This is a genomic window from Mesorhizobium sp. M7D.F.Ca.US.004.03.1.1 (assembly GCF_003998635.1).
GTDB classification, from domain to species: Bacteria; Pseudomonadota; Alphaproteobacteria; order Rhizobiales; family Rhizobiaceae; genus Mesorhizobium; species Mesorhizobium loti.
The window spans coordinates 1-1,130 of record NZ_RZQG01001364.1; the positions used below are offsets into that span (position 1 = coordinate 1).

1 pseudogene is annotated in these 1,130 nt (G+C 58.2%); it reads left to right on the forward strand.

The features are described 5' to 3' along the window. Nucleotides 1-13 precede the first annotated feature (13 nt). Nucleotides 14-1,130 (forward strand): annotated as a pseudogene (locus EN935_RS37115) (branched-chain amino acid ABC transporter permease); the annotation flags it as partial.

Here is a 1,130-nt window from a genome sequence, read left to right on the forward strand (position 1 = left end):
AGACAGTTCTCAATTGGCGGTACTTCTCTTGGCTTTCGTGGCAGCGAATTCCTTCGCCGGCGCGACAGCGCGCCGGCCTCTTTCAAATGTTATCCCTGCCGCGCTGTTTGCGGCAGCGCTGGCCACCATGCCGGTGCTGGGTCTGGTAAAGGCTGGCACTGAAATCAATTTGCGCCCTTACCTTGTTGCTGTCACGCCCGAGCTTCTCAGCGGGCTCGTGCTGAATCAGGGGCTCGCCATCGGCGGGGCCCTCTTGTTTTCGAGTTTTGCATTCGTGTTCATGCTTATTGTTTTTCTGCGTCGTTTGGGCGGGAGGTTTCGGCGACCGCTGATGCTTGCCGCCAGCGCGGTCGTGCTCGTGGGACTACTGTCCGATCTCTTGTTGAGCTTTTCTCCGGACGATGGCCCGATCGCCGATGCGATTGCGTGGTTTGTGAGCTCAGACGGCGTGTCTCGGTATGGCGCCATAGTGATCGCTTTGGCGACTTTGCTTACGTCTATGCTTGCCGATGCGATCGGCGGCAGCAAGACCGTAGGGAAAGTCTTCGCCTCGCCGAAATGCCGGCGTGTTTTTTGGTCGATGGTGGCGATCCTGCTTCTTGCTCTTCCCTTGCTCACCAACCAGTTCATTGCCCAGATCTGCGTTCTGGTCGGCCTCTACGCCTTGATGGGCATGGGGCTCAATATCGAGCTCGGCATGGCAGGACTTATCGATCTGGGATTTGTCGCTTTCTTCGCGATTGGAGCGTACACGGTAGGCCTTCTGAGCGGACACAATGAGACAGCTATCGCTAGTCTCAGCTTCTGGGCGTGCCTGCCTATCGCTGTCCTGGCATCGGCGACAGCGGGGCTGCTGTTTGGTCTTCCCATATTGCGCGTGAGGGGCGACTACCTCGCTGTGGCGACGCTCGGACTTGGAGAAATCATTCGGGTGCTCGTCGTCTCTGACATGATGCGGTCGTTTCTCGGCGGCGCGCAGGGCCTTGTGGAGATTCCCAAGCCACAGATTGCGGGGGTCGATTTCAACGATCCAATCTACATTTTCTATCTGACCGCAACGCTTGCAGGGCTCGCGGCGTGGTGTGCTTGGCGGCTGGAACATTCGCGAATCGGCCGCGAATGGATGGCTT